Origin of the sequence: Actibacterium ureilyticum, assembly GCF_002285435.1 — a bacterium.
Classification (GTDB): Bacteria; Pseudomonadota; Alphaproteobacteria; order Rhodobacterales; family Rhodobacteraceae; genus Actibacterium_C; species Actibacterium_C ureilyticum.
Genome location: NZ_NSBT01000039.1, coordinates 53,301 through 68,385, shown reverse-complemented (window position 1 = coordinate 68,385; position 15,085 = coordinate 53,301). Strand labels below are relative to the sequence as shown.

The 15,085-nt window shown below is 66.2% G+C and carries 18 protein-coding genes; 17 read left to right on the top strand and 1 reads right to left on the bottom strand.

Features of this window, described 5'->3' with window-relative positions:
• Window positions 1–8 precede the first annotated feature (8 nt).
• Genes CLM60_RS19860 through hypE form a run of 10 tightly spaced genes read left to right on the top strand, consistent with a single transcriptional unit; the run spans window position 9 to window position 8,039 of the window.
• The gene (locus CLM60_RS19860) at window positions 9–392 is read left to right on the top strand and encodes a thioredoxin domain-containing protein (protein WP_095590902.1); all 384 of its coding nucleotides are present in this window, start codon (window positions 9–11) and stop codon (window positions 390–392) included.
• Window positions 393–401: 9 nt separating this feature from the next.
• Window positions 402–1,241 (top strand): hydrogenase expression/formation protein, encoded by an 840-nt coding sequence (locus tag CLM60_RS19855; RefSeq protein WP_095590901.1) that lies wholly within the window; start codon window positions 402–404, stop codon window positions 1,239–1,241.
• A complete protein-coding gene (hybE, locus tag CLM60_RS19850; RefSeq protein WP_095590900.1) occupies window positions 1,238–2,035 on the top strand; it encodes a [NiFe]-hydrogenase assembly chaperone HybE in 798 nt (265 codons plus the stop codon). Before CLM60_RS19855 ends, hybE begins: the two co-directional genes overlap by 4 nt.
• A gap of 3 nt (window positions 2,036–2,038) precedes the next feature.
• On the top strand, window positions 2,039–2,908 hold the full coding sequence (locus tag CLM60_RS19845) for a hydrogenase expression/formation protein HupK (protein WP_095590899.1): 870 nt from the start codon (window positions 2,039–2,041) through the stop codon (window positions 2,906–2,908).
• On the top strand, window positions 2,901–3,242 hold the full coding sequence (gene hypA / locus CLM60_RS19840) for a hydrogenase maturation nickel metallochaperone HypA (protein WP_095590898.1): 342 nt from the start codon (window positions 2,901–2,903) through the stop codon (window positions 3,240–3,242). The genes CLM60_RS19845 and hypA overlap by 8 nt, the downstream gene beginning before the upstream one ends.
• Complete coding sequence (gene hypB, locus CLM60_RS19835; RefSeq protein ID WP_095590897.1) at window positions 3,242–4,069, top strand: hydrogenase nickel incorporation protein HypB; 828 nt, start codon at window positions 3,242–3,244, stop codon at window positions 4,067–4,069. Before hypA ends, hypB begins: the two co-directional genes overlap by 1 nt.
• Window positions 4,070–4,072: 3 nt before the next feature.
• Window positions 4,073–5,560: a sigma-54-dependent transcriptional regulator gene (locus tag CLM60_RS19830; protein WP_095590896.1), complete on the top strand. Its 1,488-nt coding sequence runs from the start codon at window positions 4,073–4,075 to the stop codon at window positions 5,558–5,560.
• A gap of 2 nt (window positions 5,561–5,562) precedes the next feature.
• Entirely contained in the window at window positions 5,563–5,853 is a 291-nt protein-coding gene (gene hypC, locus CLM60_RS19825) for a HypC/HybG/HupF family hydrogenase formation chaperone (protein ID WP_095590895.1), read from the top strand.
• Window positions 5,850–6,992 (top strand): hydrogenase formation protein HypD, encoded by a 1,143-nt coding sequence (gene hypD / locus CLM60_RS19820; protein ID WP_095590894.1) that lies wholly within the window; start codon window positions 5,850–5,852, stop codon window positions 6,990–6,992. The genes hypC and hypD overlap by 4 nt, the downstream gene beginning before the upstream one ends.
• A gap of 9 nt (window positions 6,993–7,001) precedes the next feature.
• Complete coding sequence (hypE, locus tag CLM60_RS19815) at window positions 7,002–8,039, top strand: hydrogenase expression/formation protein HypE (protein ID WP_095590893.1); 1,038 nt, start codon at window positions 7,002–7,004, stop codon at window positions 8,037–8,039.
• Between the two features lie 93 nt (window positions 8,040–8,132).
• Here hypE and CLM60_RS19810 read toward each other — a convergent pair whose 3' ends face one another.
• Window positions 8,133–8,447 (bottom strand): DUF1476 domain-containing protein, encoded by a 315-nt coding sequence (locus CLM60_RS19810; RefSeq protein WP_095590892.1) that lies wholly within the window; start codon window positions 8,445–8,447, stop codon window positions 8,133–8,135.
• A gap of 193 nt (window positions 8,448–8,640) precedes the next feature.
• Between CLM60_RS19810 and CLM60_RS19805 the strand changes: the two genes are divergently transcribed.
• The 7 genes from CLM60_RS19805 (at window position 8,641) to CLM60_RS19775 (ending at window position 15,055) form a co-directional block, all read left to right on the top strand.
• Window positions 8,641–9,099, top strand: coding sequence for a tellurite resistance TerB family protein (locus CLM60_RS19805; protein WP_176473940.1), 459 nt, complete (start codon window positions 8,641–8,643; stop codon window positions 9,097–9,099).
• A 1-nt stretch (window position 9,100) separates the two neighbouring features.
• Complete coding sequence (locus tag CLM60_RS19800) at window positions 9,101–10,084, top strand: hypothetical protein (protein WP_095590890.1); 984 nt, start codon at window positions 9,101–9,103, stop codon at window positions 10,082–10,084.
• Window positions 10,085–10,213: 129 nt separating this feature from the next.
• The gene (gene purC, locus CLM60_RS19795) at window positions 10,214–10,975 is read left to right on the top strand and encodes a phosphoribosylaminoimidazolesuccinocarboxamide synthase (RefSeq protein WP_095590889.1); all 762 of its coding nucleotides are present in this window, start codon (window positions 10,214–10,216) and stop codon (window positions 10,973–10,975) included.
• A 14-nt stretch (window positions 10,976–10,989) separates the two neighbouring features.
• Window positions 10,990–11,220, top strand: coding sequence for a phosphoribosylformylglycinamidine synthase subunit PurS (gene purS, locus CLM60_RS19790; protein ID WP_095590888.1), 231 nt, complete (start codon window positions 10,990–10,992; stop codon window positions 11,218–11,220).
• Entirely contained in the window at window positions 11,220–11,894 is a 675-nt protein-coding gene (purQ, locus tag CLM60_RS19785; protein WP_095590887.1) for a phosphoribosylformylglycinamidine synthase subunit PurQ, read from the top strand. Before purS ends, purQ begins: the two co-directional genes overlap by 1 nt.
• Before the next feature lie 45 nt (window positions 11,895–11,939).
• Window positions 11,940–13,697: a sensor histidine kinase gene (locus tag CLM60_RS19780; protein WP_095590886.1), complete on the top strand. Its 1,758-nt coding sequence runs from the start codon at window positions 11,940–11,942 to the stop codon at window positions 13,695–13,697.
• Between the two features lie 26 nt (window positions 13,698–13,723).
• Window positions 13,724–15,055, top strand: coding sequence for a sigma-54-dependent transcriptional regulator (locus tag CLM60_RS19775; RefSeq protein ID WP_095590885.1), 1,332 nt, complete (start codon window positions 13,724–13,726; stop codon window positions 15,053–15,055).
• Window positions 15,056–15,085 lie beyond the last annotated feature (30 nt).

Below are 15,085 nucleotides of genomic sequence, written 5' to 3'. Positions count from 1 at the left end.
ACAGGCGCATGACCCATCCACTTATCGACCGGCTGACGTCCGAACTGGGCTGGCCGCACCTGGCCGACGCGGCGGCGCTGGCGGAATTCACCGCGCGCGCGGGCGTTCAGGTGCTGTTCGTGCCCGGCGACCCCCGGCGCAACCTGGAAAGCGCCGATGTGGCGGTGATCCTGCCCGAATTGCGCATGGCGTTTCAGGGCCGGTTCGATTGCGCCGTCGTGGGCGACGCGGTCGAGGCCGCGCTGCGCGAACAGACCGGCGTTCTGAAAACCCCCAGCCTGATCTTCTATCGCGACGGCACCCTGATCGGCGGCATCCCCAAGGTGCGGGACTGGGACGACTACATGGCCCGGATCGCCCAGATCCTGGCCCAGCCCGTCGCCGCGGAATAGGACAGACAGATGGTCAACAATTTTCACCTGCCCCCGACCGGCTACGGCCCCGGCTCGCAACCCGCGGACGAGGATGGCCAGCAGCTGGAATACATGCCGATGCCGCAGGACATGCGCACCTATTCGGCCCATATCCCCGATGTCGCGCCGGACGAGGCGCTGGCCCCGGCGCTGCGCCTGTTGCAGGAGATCGCCGCTGCAGCACAGGCGGCCGCGACCGGCGGGGCGAATGCACGGTTCGACCTGTCGACGCTCGATCCCGCGAACCGCGCGCTGATCGCCGAGACCATGGGCGAGGGCGAGGTCGCGATCCGGGCGCATGGCATCCCCGCCATCGCCGCACAGGAAAGCGTGTTCGCCGGGGTCTGGTGCCTGCGCGGGGCCGATACCGATGTGATCGAGGTCGGCCCGGTGCCAGACATGGCCCGCGCGCGCGCCTTTGTCTCGCGCCGGCCGGCGACCGGCGGGCTGACGCCGAAACAACCCGGCGTGGTCAACGCCCCGCCGCTGCTGGGCGAGCTTCTGGACAAATCGGCGGGCTATCGCGCGGGTGACGCGGTGCATGTCATCAACCTGACGCTGTTGCCGCATACCGAACAGGATCTGGACTGGCTCGACGCCGCCCTGGGCACGGGGTCGGTCGACATCCTGTCGCGCGGCTATGGCAATTGCCGGGTCACCGCCACCGGACAGGCCCATGTCTGGCGGGTGCAGTTCTTCAACTCGATGGACACGCTGATCCTGGACACGTTCGAGGTCACCGGCATGCCCGAGGTCGCCATCGCCGCGCCCGAGGATCTGGGCGACAGCGGCGCGCGTATCCTTGAGGTGCTGGAGGCGATCCGATGAGCGGGTTCGAAGGCTCGTTCCTGGGCGCCACCGACAAGATCAGCGCGCAGGCGATCATGGAATGCAAGATCTGCTGGACGCCCTATGACCCGGCCGAGGGCGACGATACCCGCCAGGTGCTGCCCGGCACGCCCTTTCTGGCGCTGCCCGACGACTGGAGCTGCCCCAATTGCAGCGCGCCCAAGGAACAGTTCCTGGTGTCCGAGGATCCCGGCTCGGACGCGATGCGCGCCGCCGCGCTGCTAAACGAGAAGACCAAGGCGCTGGTCGCCGATTTCACCGAGGTCTGGCACGCCAAGATGCGCGATGTGCCCATCGTCAACAAGCTTTTGCAGGTGCAGGCGGCGGGCTGGGGCGTGCATGACGGGCGCCCGCTGGGGGTTCTGATCTCGCCCTGGTTCATGAACCTGATCCAGCTTCCGGCAGAGGATGAGGACTGGTCCGGCCTGACCGCCGGGGAAAAAGAGGTCATCGCCTTTCCATCGGGCGATTACGAATTCATCCACAACACGCGCGAGATGACGGGCGGCTACAAGGCCTGTTCGCTGTTCTCGCCGATGAACGATTTCAAATCGCAGCAACAGGCGGTGGATGTAGCCAATGCGGTGATGCAGGCGCTGTTCCTGGAGGAACACCGCGCCGAAACCGACCGCGCGGCCGATATCCGCGCCGCGCGCGAGGCCGAACTGGCCGCACAGGCCGAAGCCGAGGGCGCCGAGGCCGATGCCGCGCTGCCCGCCGAGCCGACGCGCCGCCAGGTGCTGACCGCCGGTATCACCGGCGACGCGGGCTAGGGCGTGCTGGACCGGGCCGATATCGCGCTTGGCATCGTGCCGGGGCCGGTGCTGCCGATCCGGCAGATGGTGCTGGGCCGTCCGGTTTCCGAGGTCGTGGCGCTGCTGCCGCGGGTCTTCAACCTGTGCCGCATGGCGCAGGAGGGCGCGGCGCGGCTGGCCTTTGGTCTGGACCTGCCGCCGGGCTGGACGGGGGATCTGGCGCAAGAGATCGCGCGCGATCATGCGTTGCTGCTGGGGCTGCGTTTGCCCGCGCGGCTGGGGCTGGCGCCACTGCCGGTCGCGCAGGGCGATCTGGCGCAGGTCTTTGGCGTGGCCGGCTTTCCGGACGATCCCGACGGGTTTCAGCGCTTTCTGACCACGGGAACGGGCATCGCGCCGGTTCTGGCGGCGGTCGACCGGCTGTTTGCCCCCGGCGTCGCGGTGGCAGATGCGCTGCCGCCGGTGGGCGCGCGGCCCGATGGCGCCCTGCGGGCGTGCGAGAATTCGGTCGCCGCGCGGCATGCCGGGCATCCGGTGATGCGCCATCTGGCCCAGACACGCGGGCGCGGGCCGCTCTGGCGGCTGGTGGGCCGGGCGCTGGATCTGCGGGCGGCGCTGGTCGGCGATCTGCCAGCGCCACAGCTGGGCGCGGGCTGGGCCGCCGTGCCCGCCGCGCGCGGGCTTTACACCGTGTCGGCGCAAGCGGTGGATGGCCACGTCACGGCGTTCGACCGCCGGACCCCGACCGATCACCTGCTGGCGCCGGGGGGTATCCTGCGGCAAAGTCTGGACAGCCTGCCCGTCGACGCGCATGCTCGATTGCCGCTGCTGCTGGACATCCTGGATCCCTGCAGCCCGGTGACGGTCAGCGGAGGGCCGGGGGATGCATGAAATGTCGCTGTGCGAGGGCATTCGCCAGGTGATCGAGGATCAGGCCCGCACCCACAAGATCAAGGCGGTGCGCCGGGTGCGCCTGGAAATCGGCCGGTTTTCGGGGGTCGAGAAACCGGCGCTGGAATTCGCCTTTGACGTGGTGATGCGCGGCTCGGTCGCCGAGGGCGCCGCGCTGGAGATGATCGATCTGCCGGGGCGGGCCATGTGCTATGACTGCGCGCACGAGGTCGAGATCGCCGACCGGCTGGCGCCCTGTCCCGATTGCGGCGGCGGCAAGCTGATGCCGGTGGCCGGGGATGAAATGAGAATCAAGGATCTGGAGGTGATCTGATGTGCACTGTATGCGGATGCGGAACGGCCAGTATCGAGGGCCAGGGGCATGATCACGACCACGATCACGCCCACCACCACCATCACCACGGCCACGGTCATGACCTGCATTTCGGGCAGGGCGCGGCAGGGGTCGCGGTGCCGGGCATGACCCAGGACCGCCTGATCGAGATCGAGACCGACATCCTGGCCAAGAACGACCGCTACGCCGCCGCGAACCGGGCGGTTCTGGCGGGGCTGGGGGCGTTTGCGGTGAACCTGGTGTCGTCCCCCGGCTCGGGCAAGACGACGCTGCTGTGCAAGACCATCGCCGCGCTGGGGGACCAGCCGCTGGCGGTGATCGAGGGCGACCAGCAGACCGCCAACGATGCCGACCGTATCCGCGCCACCGGGGCGCAGGCGATCCAGGTCAACACCGGCAAGGGCTGTCATCTGGACGGGCACATGGTCGGCCACGCGATGGAGCATCTGGACCTGCAACCGGGCGCGATGCTGTTCATCGAAAACGTGGGCAATCTGGTCTGTCCGGCGGGGTTCGACCTGGGCGAGGATTGCAAGGTCGCGATCCTGAGCGTGACCGAGGGCGAGGACAAGCCGCTGAAATACCCCGACATGTTCACCGCATCGCGGCTGGCGCTGCTGAACAAGGTCGATCTGGCGCCGCATTGCGATGTGGATCTGGACCTGTATGAACAGAACCTGCGGCGGGTCAATCCGGGGATCGAGGTGATCCGTGTTTCGGCCCGGACGGGAGCGGGTTTTGACAATTGGATCAACTGGTTGCGCGGATCTCTTCAACGAAAGCGGGCCGTGGCGGCGGCGGAATAGACCATGAGCACGGCCCTGCCCACGATCCTGCTGGTCGATGACGAACACCACTCGCTGGCGTCGATGCGCATGGCGCTGGAGGATGATTTCGATTGTCTGACCGCCGCCAGCGCCGACGAGGCGATGCGCCTGCTGGAAGAACAGTTCGTGCAGGTCATCTTCTGCGACCAGCGGATGCCGGGGAAATCGGGGGTCGCCTTTCTGACCGAGGTGCGCGAGCGCTGGCCCGATATCGTGCGGATCATCATCACCGGCTATACCGAAACCAATGACATCATTGCCGCGATCAACGATGCCGGGATCTATCAGTTCCTGACCAAGCCCTGGCATCCCGACCATCTGGTGATGAGCGCCAAGAACGCCGCCGATCTGTTCCGTTTGACCCGCGAACATGACCGCATGGCGCTGGAAATGCGCTTTCTTTCCCGCAGCTTGGAAAGCAAAGTTGAGGAACAACGTAAAGCCCTGCGCGAGGGGTTGGGATTCGAAAACGTGCTGCGGGCGCCGAATTCGCCGATGAATGGCGTGATCGCCCAGGCCCGGCAATTCGCCAGCTTCGATGTGCCGGTCCTGATCACCGGCGAGCCGGGCACCGACAAGGCGGCGCTGGCACGGGCGATCCATTACAGCTCGTTGCGGTCCGACCGGCCGTTCTTCGAAGTGAATTGCGCCGGGGTCGATGACGATATCCTCGAAGTCGAGCTTTTCGGCGCACGGCGCGGAGCGATGCCCGGGCGGCAGACACAGAAAACCGGTCTGTTGCGCAAGGCCGATGGCGGCACGCTGTACCTGCGCGGGGTGTCGGAGCTGTCGCAGGACATGCAGCGGCGGCTGGCGCGTTTCGCCACGGCGGGCACGTTTCGCCCGCTGGGCAGCCCCGAGATGGAGCGCAGCGACGTGCGCCTGCTGGGCGGCACGGATCGCCCGCTGGGCACGGCGGTGGCCGAGGGGCGGTTCCGCGCCGATCTGTTCTATGCGCTTGGCCAGACAACGCTTTCGGTGCCGCCGCTGCGTGCCAGGGTCGAGGATCTGTCGATCCTGTCGCAGCATCTGCTGTTTGCGGCCGCCGACCGGCACGGCAAGCCGGTACATGGGCTGTCGGACGACGCGCTGCGGTTCATCGAACGCTATGACTGGCCGGGCAACCTGCGCGAGCTGGAAAACGAGATGGTGCGGATGCTGATCTTTTCGCAGGACAGCGTTCTGGGACCGGAGCTGATCAGCCGCCATATCCTGCAGGCCAGCCCCGACACGGCCGAGGCCGACCGGTCGGTCGACAGCGTGCTGGTGTCCGAGGGGACGCTGAAAGAGCGGGTCGAACAGATCGAGATGCGCATCCTGCGCGAGACCCTGACCCGGCTGAAATGGAACAAGAGCCGGGCGGCGGCAGAGCTGGGCCTCAGCCGGGTGGGCCTGCGGGCCAAGATCGAACGCTATGGGATATCCGAACCCGGCAAGACCGCCGTGTCGGACCGCGAGGAGGAGGACTGAACATGTGCCTGGGAATCCCCGGACAGATTGTCGAGATCACCGATGCGCCGCGCATGATGGCCATGGCCGAGGTGTCGGGCGTGCGGCGCGAGGTCAACGTGGCCTGCATCGCCCAGGGGCCGCTGGCCGGGCTGATCGGCAAATGGGCGCTGATCCATGTGGGCTTCGCCATGAGCGAGATCGACGAGGACGAGGCCGCCAAGACGCTGGAAGCCCTGCGCGGTCTGGGCGAGGCGCAGGAAACGCTCGAGGCGATGGCGGCGGGCGACGCGGCATTGGAGGGACGGTCATGAAATACGCTGACGAATTCCGCGACCCCAAGGCGGCGCGCGCCCTGCTGGACCGGATCGCGGTCGTGGTCGACCAGATCGGCGCCACGGCGGAACGGCCAGTGTCGATCATGGAGATCTGCGGCGGGCACACCCATGCGATCTTTCGCTATGGGCTGGACAAGCTGACGCCGCCGGGGATCGAATTCATCCACGGGCCGGGCTGTCCGGTCTGCGTGCTGCCGATGAGCCGGGTGGATGAATGCGTCGAACTGGCCGAACAGCCGGGCGTGATCTTTACCACTTTCGGCGATGCGATGCGGGTGCCCGGCACGCGCAAGTCGCTGTTGCAGGCCAAGGCCGACGGGGCGGATATCCGCATGGTCTATTCGCCGCTGGACGCGCTGGAAATCGCCCGCCGCAACCCTGACCGACAGGTGGTGTTCTTCGGGCTGGGGTTCGAAACGACCACGCCCTCGACCGCGCTGTCGATCCAGCAGGCCGCCGCCGAGGGGCTGGAGAATTTCAGCGTCTTTTGCAACCACATCACCGTGCCGCCGCCGATCCGGGCGCTGCTGGACGATCCGCACATGACGCTGGACGGGTTCGTGGGGCCGGGGCATGTGTCGATGGTGATCGGCGTGCACCCTTATGATTTCATTGCCGAAACCTATGGCAAGCCGCTGGTTGTGGCGGGGTTCGAGCCGCTGGATCTGTTGCAATCGGTCCTGATGGTGCTGGAACAGATCCGCGATGGCCGGGCCGAGATCGAAAACCAATATGCCCGCGTGGTGCCCGAACATGGCAACCCGGTCTCGCTGGCCGCGATTGCCGATGTCTACGAGGAACGGCCCAGTTTCGAATGGCGCGGTCTGGGCGAGATCGACGCCAGCGGGCTTCGGATCCGGGGCCGATACGCCGCGTTTGACGCCGAAGAGAAATTCGGCATCGGCTATGGCGCGGGGCCGCGCGCGGTGGCCGAGCCCGAGGGCTGTGCCTGTGGCGCGGTGATGACGGGCCGGATGAAACCGGTGGAGTGTCCGAATTTCGGCACCGGCTGCACGCCGGAAATGCCGCTGGGGGCGCTGATGGTCAGCTCCGAGGGGGCCTGTGCGGCCTATTACCAATATGGCGGCGCGCGCGCGGCCACGGCGGCGGAATAGGGGGCGGCGATGAATGCGATGACACCGCCCATGCGCGACACCCGCGTGACCCTGTCCCATGGCGGCGGCGGCAAGGCGATGCGCGAACTGATCGACAGCGTTTTCACCGCCGTGTTCGAACCCGACGGGACCGAGGATCAGGCCCGGCTGATGGACGCGGCGCTTCAGGTGCCGGGCGCAAGGCTGGCCTTTACCACCGACGGGTTCGTCGTCGATCCGGTGGAGTTTCCCGGCGGCGATATCGGCAAGATCGCGGTCTGCGGCACGGTCAATGACCTGGCCGTGGGCGGGGCGCGGCCGTTGTGGCTGTCGGCGGCCTTCATCATCGAAGAGGGGACCGAGATCGCGCTTCTGCGCCGGGTCGTCGCCTCGATGCGGGCCGAGGCCGACAAGGCGGGCGTGCGCATCGTGACCGGCGACACCAAGGTGGTCGGGCGCGGGATGGCCGATACGCTGTTCGTGACCACGTCGGGCGTGGGCGTCATCCCGCCCGACCGGCATCTGGCCGCCGACCGCGTGCGCCCGGGCGATCTGGTGCTGGTCAACGGGATGCTGGGCGATCACGGCGCGGCGATCCTGGCGGCGCGGGGCGATATGGCGCTGTCGGCGCCGATCCGCTCCGATTGCGCCGGGCTGGGCCACCTGATGGAGGCCGTGCTGGCCGCCGCCCCGGGCATGCGCGCGTCGCGCGACGCGACACGCGGCGGGGTGGCATCGGTCCTGAACGAGGTCGCCGAGGCCGCCGGTGTGGGGATCGAGATCGACGAGACCGCGCTGCCGCTGCGCCCCGAGGTCAAGGGCACGTGCGAGATCCTGGGCCTGGACCCGCTTTACCTGGCCAACGAGGGAACGCTGGCGCTGTTCGTGCCCGCAGATCAGGCCGACGCCGCGCTGGCGGCGATGCGCGCGCGCCCCGAAGGACAGGCCGCCACGGTGATCGGACAGGTGATCGAAGGGCCCGCGGGACGGGTCAGCATGCGCACGCTGTTCGGCGGCGCCCGCATCGTCGACATGCTGGTGGGTGAGCAGTTGCCGCGGATCTGCTAGGGTCCTGACCCTAGGCGCCGCCGCCCCCCGCGCCACACATGAAAAAGCGCGCCCCGCAGGGCGCGCGCATTCGGCATCAGGGTGGGGGTCTGTTCAGACCTCGTTTACCAGCTGTTGCTTGGCCTCGGCCAGAAGCTCGACCATCTTGGTGCGGATGGTGGTTTCATCGGCCAGCTCGCCCAGATCGGCCGACACCTTGCGGAAGACGTCCTCGTGGCCGGCTTCCTCGAAATCCGATTTGATGACTTCGGCGGCATAGGCGGCCGCGTCGTCACCGGTCTTGCCCATCAGGCCGGCCGCCCACAGGCCAAGCAGCTTGTTGGCGCGGGCCTGGGCCTTGAACTTCATCTCTTCGTCATGGGCAAACTTGTTCTCGAATGCGTTTTCGCGTTCGTCGAAAGTGGTCATGTCGTCCTCGTCGGGTCACTTTTCGCGTTCTTCACTGATATGCCCGTCCGCGCCCTGTGCTGCAAGGAGAGATTTGGCCACCCTGCCGTCGGGACTGTTTCGGGGATTGCCACAGTCATTTCGCCACCGTGACACAGTTTCGACGCGGTTCGGGGTCAGCGTGCCCGCACGGTTTTCCCAAAGGAGTGTTGAGATGGGTCTTTTTTCGAAGTTACGCAGCGGCGGTGGCGCGCAGGGTTCCGAAGCTTACGCGACCGCCAAGGCGGTGATCACGCCGGCGGTTCTGGCCATGGTGGCCGACGGGTCGGTGGATGACGCCGAACTGATCCAGATCCAGAACATGTGCGCGTTCAGCCCGATCTTTCTGGCCATCGGGGCCGATCAGACCAAGAAGGCGATCCACGAGGCCCTGGATGAGCTGAAGACCAAGGGCGCCGCCGCGGCCATCGACGCAAGCGCACAGGCGCTGTCGCCGAAGCTGCGCGAAACGGCGCTGTGCTTTGCCATTCGCGTGACCCTGGCCGACGGCGTTCTTGACGAGGGCGAGAAGACCGCCATCATCGGCACCGCACAGCGTCTGGACGTGCCGCCCGAGGTGTTCCAGAAGATCTTCGATGTGGTCGTGATGATGCAGCGCCACGCGGGCGTCTGACATGGCGGCGGCCGAACGGTACAGCGACCGGCGGGTGAACGAGGATTTCACCTGCTATGTGCTGCTGAACGAGCCGCTGCAAGCCGACGTGGCCGAGATCCTGGCGGCCCTGCGCGAGGATTTCCCCACGCTCGACTGGCCCGACCCGGCCTTTCCCGGGCCGTCGGGCCCGTTCGACACCAATGCGGGCACCAGCCTGGTCTGGGGCGACGGGGTGCGGCTCAGCCTGATTGCCGGGGCAGGGCGCTGTTCGGTGGCTTTCGACTATGACAAGAGCCTGCTGTTTCCCGGCGCGCAACAGGCGGTGGCAGACCATCGCAGCTACCTGTCGATCAGCGCGGGCTCGGCGGGTCCCGACCTGGTGGACCGGTTCCGGGCCGCCCGGCGCATGACCTGTTTCGCGGCGCTTTTCGCCAAGCTGCCCATCTGCACGGCGGTTTATCTGTCCAACAGCGACGGTATCGTGGCCCCGTCCCAATGGGTCGCGGCGGCGGACAAGGCGCTGGCGGACGATTTTCCCATCGAACACTGGATCAGCTTTCCGCTGACCCGCTATGGCGCCGATGATGACGGCCCGCCGCCGGTGACGTGCAACACGATCGGGATGGCGGCGTTCAACGGCCGCGAGATCCTGGTGCCGCAGGCCCGCATCCCGGCGGGCGATGTCGCGGGGCTGGCGATGGGGGCGGTGTGGCTGCAGGTGGTCAGCGGCAACAGCTTCGGCGACGGCAACACCTTCGGGGTCGAGGACGAACCGGCCCGGGCGCGGATGCGTTTCCTGCCCGAAGGTCCGCGCGCGCAGACCGACACCTGGGTGCTGCTGGACAAAAGCTGCCGCCTGGACGAGATGGCGCTTTTCGGCGAACGCCAGAGCCGGCCGGCCCCCGAAGGCCATGACAACCGGATCCAGCCGCGCCCCGATCACCTGAAACAGCTTTTGCGCGCGTCCCGAACCGGGCGCGGCCCGGGATCGGGCGGCGCGTAATTGGGCAGACCCGATGGCTGTGCGGTACGCAAATGCCGCGCAGCTTGCCCCTTTGGCCCGCATGGCCTAAGTACCGGCGCACGAGGCTGGGGCAGCTGATTCCCGGCCGATTCCCAATTTGGAGAGCCCATGGCGCGCCGCAAGAAGCTCTATGAGGGCAAGGCCAAGATCCTGTACGAAGGCCCCGAACCCGGAACGCTGGTCCAGTATTTCAAGGATGACGCAACCGCGTTCAACGCCGAGAAAAAGGCGACGATCGAAGGGAAGGGCGTGTTGAACAACCGCCTGAGCGAATTCTTCATGAACGGGCTGAACCAGATCGGTGTGCCCACCCATTTCATCAAGCGCATCAACATGCGCGAACAGCTGATCAAATCGGTCGAGATCATTCCGCTGGAAGTGATCGTGCGGAACTTTGCCGCCGGGTCGATGGCCAAGCGCCTGGGCCTGGAAGAGGGAACGCCGCTGCCGCGTCCGATCATCGAATTCAGCTACAAGGACGATGCCCTGGGCGACCCGCTGGTGCCCGAGGAATACATCATCGCCTTTGGCTGGGCCAGCCAGCAGGATCTGGACGACATCGTGGCGCTGGCGCTGCGTGTGAACGACTATATGTCCGGTGTGATGTATGGCGTCGGCATCAAGCTGGTGGATTTCAAGATCGAGATCGGCCGCATCTGGGAAGGCGATTTCATGCGCCTTGTGGTGGCTGACGAGATCAGCCCCGACAGCTGCCGCCTGTGGGACATCAAGACCGGCCAGAAACTGGACAAGGACGTGTTCCGCCGCGATCTGGGCAATCTGACCGACGCCTATACCGAGGTCGCCCGCCGTCTGGGCGTGATGCCCAGCAACGTCACCCACGCCACCAAGCCCACGCTGATCAACTGAAAGGGACCCGACCGATGAAAGCCCGCGTTTATGTCATGCTGAAAGACGGCGTTCTGGATCCCCAGGGCGAGGCCGTGCGCCACGCGCTTGGCACGCTGGGCTTTGGCGGCGTCGAAGGGGTCCGCCAGGGCAAGGTGATCGAGCTGGACCTGGCCGAGGGCACCAGCGAGGAAGCGGTCAAGGAGATGTGCGAGAAGCTGCTCGCCAACACCGTGATCGAACGCTACGACGTGGAGATCGCCTGATGCGTGCGGCGGTCATCCAGTTTCCCGGATCGAACTGCGACCGCGACATGGCGGTGGCGCTGAAACAGGTGGCCGGCAACGGCCAGGTCGAAACCGTCTGGCACAAGGATCACGATCTGCCCGACGGGCTGGACATCGTGGCGGTGCCGGGGGGGTTCTCGTTCGGCGATTACCTGCGTTGCGGCGCGATTGCCGCGCAATCCCCGATTGCCCGCGCCATCGTCGATTTCGCGAAACGGGGCGGCTATGTGCTGGGGGTCTGCAACGGGTTTCAGGTGCTGACCGAAACCGGGCTGCTGCCGGGCGCACTGATGCGCAATGCGAACCTGAAATTCGTCTGCAAACCCGTTGCGCTGACGGTGGAAACCACCGATAGCGGCTTCACCTCGGGCTATGGCAAGGGACAGGTCGTGACCTATCCCGTGGCACATCACGACGGCAATTATTTCGCCGATGACGACATGATCGCGCGGCTGAATGCCGAGGATCGCGTCGCCTTCCGCTATGTCGACAATCCCAACGGATCGCGGGACGACATCGCCGGGATCCTGTCGGAAAACCGCCGGGTTCTGGGGCTGATGCCGCATCCCGAACGTGCGCTGGAAACCGCCCATGGCAACACCGATGGGGCGGTGGTTTTCCGCTCATTGCTGGATGCGATGGCGATTGCGTGACGGGCGGCGCTTGAGCCCTTAGGGGGCTCGGAATATTGTCAGCGGATGGAGACTGACAAAACCGGCGCTGCGCCGGTCAAGAAATCCAGCCTGGGGTGGCGTGTCCGGACGCTTGTCATCGCGCTGATCTTTATCGCGGTGGCGCTGGTCTGGATCACCAACAACCTGTTGACGCAGCGCTTCACCGAGGTGACGCGCAACCGCGCCGAGGTGCGGCTGGCGCTGTATACCGGCAACGTGCTGAGCGAGCTGCAGCGCGCGTCGGTCGTGCCGCTGTTGCTGTCGCAGGACCCGACCCTGATCGGGGCGTTGAACTCCGGCGATTTCACCGTCACCACGCAGCGGCTGATTTCCTATCTGGACGAGATCGGCGCCGCGTCGCTGACGCTGCTGGATCAAAGCGGGCGGGTCGTGGCGGCGACCGATCGCAACCTGATCGGCGCCAACCAGCGCAACCTGGCCTACTTCGTCGAGGCGCAGCGCGCCAATGACACCGTGTTCCTGACCAGCGCGCACGAGAATGGCGGGTACGAATTCACCTATTCCCGGCGGCTGACCAGCGACCGGCAGGGGATCGGCGTGATCGTGGTCAAGGTCGACATGGCCAAGCTGGAACGCAGCTGGGCCAATATCGCCGACGCGGTGACCGTCACCAACAGCGAAGGCACGATCATCCTGTCGACCGAGCCCACCTGGCGCGGCCGCACCCTGAGCCAGGCGCTGGCCACCCGGCCCGAGCCGAACGCGATCACCCGGGCGATTTCGGCGACCTCGGATTGGACCACGTCGCCCGACGCCTATATCGCCGGTCAGGCCGTCATGCGGAACGAGGCGCGGATCCCGTTCCAGGGCTGGAAGCTGATTTCCTTCACCAACTACAACTCGGTGCGCGAGCGGGTGAACGGCGTTCTGGCGCTGGAAATCATGGCCTTTGCGATCCTGCTGGCGCTGACCTTCTACATGCTGTCGCGGCGGGCGCAGTCGCGGTCGGCCTTCTTCCAGCGGGAATCGGCCGAGCTGCGCCAGCTGAACGCCCGGCTCCAGCGCGAGATCGCGGAACGCGAGCGGGCCGAGAAGAACCTGGAAGTGGCCGAGCAGAGCCTGGCGCAAAGCTCGAAACTGGCGGCCCTGGGCGAAATGTCGGCCGCGGTCAGCCACGAGCTGAACCAGCCGTTGGCGGCGATGAAGACCTATCTGGCCGGTGCGCGGCTGCTGTTGCAGCGCAAACGCTCGGACGAGGCGCTGTCGTCCTTCCAGCGGATCGACGACCTGATCGAACGCATGGGCGCCATCACGCGGCAGCTGAAAAGCTATGCCCGCAAGGGCGGCGAGGCGTTCGAGCCGCTGGATTTCAAGGCCTCGATCTCGTCGGCGCTGTCGATGATGGAGCCGCAGCTGAAATCGCGCAAGATCGACATCACCCGCACCCTGCCGCGCGAGCCGGTGATGGTGATGGCCGACAAGGTGCGGCTGGAACAGGTGATCATCAACCTTCTGCGCAACGCGCTGGACGCCACCAAGCTGACCGAGGACGCACAGATCGACCTGATCCTGTCGGCCGGCGAAACGGCGACCTTTACCGTGCGCGACAACGGCCACGGCATCGACAACCTCGATGACCTGTTCGAGCCGTTCTACACCACCAAGCAGCCCGGCGACGGTGTCGGGCTGGGGCTGGCCATTTCGTCGGGGATCGTCAGCGATCTGGGCGGACGTCTGACTGCGCGTAACGGCCGGTCGGGCGGGGCTGTATTCGAAATTCAGCTTCCCATATTGGGTGAAGAAATCGAAGCGGCTGAATAAGCCGTGTGAAGAAAGGGTAGGGGCCGATGTCACGGTCTATGAAAATCGCCATCGTCGACGATGAACAGGACATGCGCCAATCGATCAGCCAGTGGCTGGCGCTCAGCGGGTTCGACACCGAAACCTATGCCTCGGCGCAGGACGCGCTGAAGGTGATCGGGCCGGAATTTCCGGGCATCGTCGTCAGCGATATCAAGATGCCGGGCATGGACGGCATGGCGTTCCTGAAGAAGTTGATGAGCCTGGACAGCACGCTGCCGGTCATCATGATCACCGGCCATGGCGACGTGCCGATGGCGGTCGAGGCGATGCAGCTGGGCGCCTATGATTTTCTGGAAAAGCCGTTCAACCCCGACCGGATGACCGAACTGGCCAAACGCGCCAGCCAGACCCGCCGGCTGCAACTGGACAACCGGGCGCTGCGGCGCGAGCTGTCCGATGGCACCGTGCTGATGAAGAAGCTCATCGGCTCCAGCCCCGTGATGGAGCGGCTGCGCGAGGATATCCTGGATCTGGGCCAGGCGGACGGCCATGTGCTGATCGACGGCGAGACCGGGACCGGCAAGACGCTGGTGGCACATGCGCTGCACGCGGTGGGGCCGCGGGCGGGCAAGAAATTCGTGCAACTGTCCTGTGCCGCCCATGACGAGGATACGCTGGCCGCCAAGCTGTTCGGTCCGATCAGCGATGGTACGACCCTGCCGCTGATCGAAGAGGCCCGCGGCGGGACGCTGTGTCTTGAGGATATCGAGGCGCTGCCGCAAACGTTGCAGGCGCGGCTTCTGACCGTGATCAACGAACAGGGCAGCCCGGCGGAAACCCGCATCATCGCCGTCAGCAACCTGCAGGAACAGGACAAGACCTGCGAGGACGTGCTGCGCCCGGACCTGTTCTATCGCCTGGCCGCGATGCGGATCACCCTGCCGCCGCTGCGCCAGCGGGGCGAGGATATCCTGACGCTGTTCACCCGCCTGTCGGACCAGTTCGCCGAGGAATACGGCTGCGACGCCCCCGAGGTCAGCGCGCAGGAAGCCGCCCAACTGTTGCAGGCCCCCTGGCCGGGCAATGTGCGCCAGCTGATCAACGTGGCCGAACGCGCGGTGCTGCAGAACCGGCGCGGCTCTGGCACCATCGCCAGCCTGCTGATGGCCGATAACGAGGAAACCCAGCCGGTGATGACCACCGAGGGCAAGCCGCTGAAGGAATATGTCGAGGCGTTCGAGCGGATGCTGATCGACAACACGATGCGCCGCCACAAGGGCTCGATCGTCAATGTGATGGACGAACTTTGCCTGCCAAGACGCACCCTGAACGAGAAAATGGCGAAATACGGCCTCAGCCGATCCGACTATCTCTGACCGTCGGGTCGAAAAAGGCCATTGTATTCC